The 3171-nt window shown below is 72.7% G+C and carries 4 protein-coding genes; 2 read left to right on the forward strand and 2 right to left on the reverse strand.

The window, feature by feature from the left end:
- Positions 1-646 (reverse strand): purine-nucleoside phosphorylase (gene deoD / locus Q0L15_RS16730; protein WP_296605587.1); only part of this gene is annotated, 646 nt, incomplete at its 3' end.
- Between the two features lie 31 nt (positions 647-677).
- Between deoD and nudC the strand changes: the two genes are divergently transcribed.
- Positions 678-1598, forward strand: a complete 921-nt coding sequence (nudC, locus tag Q0L15_RS16735) for an NAD(+) diphosphatase (RefSeq protein WP_296605588.1) — start codon at positions 678-680, stop codon at positions 1596-1598.
- 16 nt (positions 1599-1614) lie between these two features.
- Here the strand turns inward: nudC and Q0L15_RS16740 are convergent, their stop codons facing one another.
- The gene (locus tag Q0L15_RS16740) at positions 1615-1866 is read right to left on the reverse strand and encodes a mycoredoxin (protein WP_296605589.1); all 252 of its coding nucleotides are present in this window, start codon (positions 1864-1866) and stop codon (positions 1615-1617) included.
- Between the two features lie 76 nt (positions 1867-1942).
- Between Q0L15_RS16740 and Q0L15_RS16745 the strand changes: the two genes are divergently transcribed.
- Positions 1943-3171, forward strand: a 1229-nt coding sequence (locus Q0L15_RS16745) for an ATP-dependent helicase (protein WP_296605590.1), incomplete at its 3' end; no start/stop codon positions are given.

A 3171-nucleotide genomic window follows, 5' to 3' on the forward strand; every position in this document is an offset into this window, starting at 1 on the left:
ACGTGGTCTCCTCACCGGTGAGGATGTGGTCGCTCACGGTGCAGATCGTGAGCGCCCGGCGACCGTGCTTGGCGGCGATCGTGTAGAGCGCGCTGGCCTCCATCTCGATCGCGAGCACGCCGTAGTCGGCCATCCGGGCGGCCAGCTCGGGGCGGGCCGGGTAGAACGAGTCGCTGCTGAAGATGAGCCCGACGTGCACGTCCTCGGCGAGGTCCTTCGCGGTCGCGGCGTCGTGGGCGGCGCGCAGCAGGTCGAAGTCGGCGACCGGGGCGTAGTCGAGGCCCTCGAAGCGGATCCGGTTCATCGAGGAGTCGGTGCACGCGCCGGAGGCGAGGACGACGTCACGGACGGCGAGCCGCTCGCTGACCGCGCCGCACGAGCCGACCCGGATCACCGACTGCACGTCGTACTCGGTGAGCAGCTCGGTCACGTAGATCGACATCGACGGCTGCCCCATCCCGGAGCCCTGGACCGAGACGCGGTGGCCCTGCCAGGTGCCGGTGTAGCCGTACATCCCGCGCACCTCGGTGTAGCACTGCGCGTCCTCGAGGAACGTCTCGGCGATCCATCGGGCGCGCAGCGGGTCCCCGGGCATGAGGACGAGGGGGGCGATGTCTCCGGGCTGGGCTCCGATGTGGGTACTCACGTGCAACAAGGCTAGGGCTAACGTCGGTCGGGTGACGTATCCGCACGAGCGGCTGTCGGCCAACCCCCACGACCGCACCGCGCTGCACCGCAGCGACGAGGAGTGGCTCGACCAGCGGTGGGCCGACCCGGAGACCCGGGTGCTGGTGGTGTCCGGCACCCGCGTCCGTCCACGCGACGGCGCGATCGAGTGGGTCTCGCCCGCGGCAGCGCCCGACGGGCTGCGCGTGCTGCTCGGCGAGCACGAGGGCCGCGCATGGTTCGCGGTCGTCACCGACGCGGCGCTCTCGCAGGCCGGTGAGCCGGGGGAGTGGACTCCGCTCCGCGGGCTGCTGCCGATCCTCGCCGGCGAGCCCGCCGCCGGCGTGGCCGAAGCCCCGCTGGTCATGCACGCGCTCGGCCTGGCCGAGTGGCTGTTCGTCACCCGCCACTGCTCGCGTTGTGGCGATCCGCTCACCCCGCGCGCGGCCGGGCACGAGCTGGTGTGCCCCCGCGGGCACACGCACTTCCCGCGCACCGACCCCGCGGTGATCATGATCGTCACCTCCGGTGAGCCCGGCGCCGAGGACGAGCGCTGCCTCCTCGGCCGGCAGGCCGTCTGGCCCGAGGGTCGCTACTCGACGCTCGCGGGCTTCTGTGAGCCCGGCGAGACGCTCGAGGACGCCGTACGGCGCGAGGTGCTCGAGGAGGCCGGCGTGGTCGTCGGGGAGGTGGAGTACTTCGGCAACCAGCCCTGGCCGCTGCCCGCGAGCCTGATGGTCGGGTTCGTCGGACGCGCTGTCACCACGGACATCCGCATCGACGAGGACGAGATCGAGGACGCCCGCTGGTTCACCCGCGCCGAGATGAAGGCCCTCGCCGCGGAGGGCACGCTGCTGCTCCCCAGCGGGGTCTCGATCAGCCGCTCACTCGTCGAGCACTGGTACGGCGGCCCGCTCCCGGGGCACTGGTGACCGCGTCTGGCGCCCGTCAGGCCGTCAGCGCGGCGAGCTTGTCCTTGACCTGGGCGAGCGACGGGTTGGTCTGGGCGGAGCCGTCGGCGTAGACCAGGGTCGGCACGGTCTGGTTGCCGTTGTTGGCGGACTCGACGATCTTCGCGGCGTCGGGCTCCTGCTCGATGTCGACGATGTCGTAGGTGATGCCCTCACGGTCCAGCTGGCTCTTCAACCGGTGGCAGTAGCCGCACCAGGGGGTGGTGTACATGGTGAACGAGCCGCTCATCTGGGACTGTCGCCTCCGACGTCTAGGGTTTGGTCTGCACCGATCCAACCACCGTGCCCCAGGAGTTGTTCCCCGCATGCCCGCCCCCGCCGACCTGCTGGACGCCCTCGATCCCGAGCAGCGCCAGGTCGCCGAGGCGCTGCGCGGCCCGGTGCGGGTGCTGGCCGGGGCCGGCACCGGCAAGACCCGGGCGATCACCCACCGCATCGCCTACGGCGTCGCCACGGGCGTCTACGCCCCGACCGAGGTCCTCGCGGTCACGTTCACGACCCGGGCGGCCGGCGAGATGCGCGCGCGGCTGCGGGCGCTGGGCGCTGGGCCGGTCCAGGCCCGCACGTTCCACTCCGCCGCGCTGCGCCAGCTGCGCTACTTCTGGCCGGCCACCTACGGCACCGAGCTGCCCACGCTCATCGAGTCCAAGATCGGGCTGCTCGCCAGTGCCGCCCGGCGCCAGCGGCTCAGCGCCGACCAGGCACTGCTGCGCGACCTCGCCTCCGAGATCGAGTGGGCCAAGGTCAGCAACGTCCACCCCGATGACTACCCCACGGTCGCTGCCCAGCGCGGACGCAGCGTCAGCGGCCACGACCACGACACGGTCGGCCGGGTGTTCAGCGGCTACGAGGAGGTCAAGCGCGCCCAGGGCCGCATGGACATGGAGGACGTCCTGCTGCTGACGGCCGGCCTGCTCGCCGACGACGAGCGGGTGGCCGCGCAGGTGCGCCGCCAGTACAAGTGGTTCGTCGTCGACGAGTTCCAAGACGTCTCGCCGATCCAGTCGGCGCTCCTCGAGCTGTGGCTCGGGGGCCGCGACGAGCTGTGCGTGGTCGGCGACCCGGCCCAGACGATCTACTCCTTCGCGGGCGCCAACGCCAGCTACCTGCGCGACTTCCCGTCCCGCCACCCCGGCACCACCTCGATCGAGCTGGTCCGCAACTACCGCTCGACCCCCGAGGTCGTCACCGCGGCCAACGCTCTGCTCGCCGGCTCACCCAGCGCCGGCGTCGACCTGCGCGCCCAGCGCCCGTCGGGGCCACCCGTCGCCTACACCCCGCGGTCCGACGAGGTCGCCGAGGCCGAGGCGGTCGCCGCCCAGGTCCTGCGGCTCCGCGAGGCCGGGCGCTCGCTCGGCGAGATCGCGATCCTGTTCCGTATCAACGCCCAGTCCGAGGCCTTCGAGGAGGCGCTGGCCGCGCGCGCCATCCCGTACGTCGTGCGCGGCGCCGCGCGGTTCTTCGACCGTCCCGAGGTGCGTGAGGCGGTCACCCGGCTGCGCGGCGCGGCCCGCTCCGGCGAGGCCGACGCCGC

The organism is Nocardioides sp. (genome assembly GCF_024509035.1).
Classification (GTDB): Bacteria; Actinomycetota; Actinomycetes; order Propionibacteriales; family Nocardioidaceae; genus Nocardioides.